This window comes from Mesorhizobium sp. Cs1299R1N3, assembly GCF_037179625.1.
Classification (GTDB): domain Bacteria; phylum Pseudomonadota; class Alphaproteobacteria; order Rhizobiales; family Rhizobiaceae; genus Mesorhizobium; species Mesorhizobium salmacidum.
The window spans coordinates 1-444 of record NZ_JAPYKQ010000076.1; the positions used below are offsets into that span (position 1 = coordinate 1).

The 444-nt window shown below is 61.9% G+C and carries 1 protein-coding gene; it reads left to right on the forward strand.

Features of this window, described 5'->3' with window-relative positions:
* Position 1: 1 nt before the first annotated feature.
* On the forward strand, positions 2 to 444 hold a 443-nt coding region (locus O7B34_RS32020), incomplete at its 3' end, for an IS110 family transposase (RefSeq protein WP_337149742.1).

A 444-nucleotide genomic window follows, 5' to 3' on the forward strand; every position in this document is an offset into this window, starting at 1 on the left:
CATCGTCGACAAAACAGGCGCGATCTGCCGTGAGATCAAGGTGCCGAGCCATCCCGAGGATCTGGCGCGGGTGCTTGAGGATCCTGCCGGGAACTTTGAACGGATCGGACTTGAAGCCGGGCCGCTGTCGCAGTGGCTGTTCGAGGGTCTTGACAAAGCTGGCCTGCCGGTGATCTGTATCGAAACCCGGCACACCAAGGCCTTCCTGAAAGCTCAGCCGAACAAATCCGACCGCATTGACGCCCGTGGCATTGCCCAGATGATGCGGGTCAACCTGTTGCGCCCGGTGCATGTCAAGACGCTGACGAGCCAGAAGCGGCGGGCGCTGCTGACGGCGCGCAAGCTCTTGCAGGACAAGGCGATCGCCGTCGAGAACGACATTCGCGGGCTGTTGCGCAACTTCGGGCTCAAGGTCGGCATGGTCGGCGCCGTCAAATTCGAGCA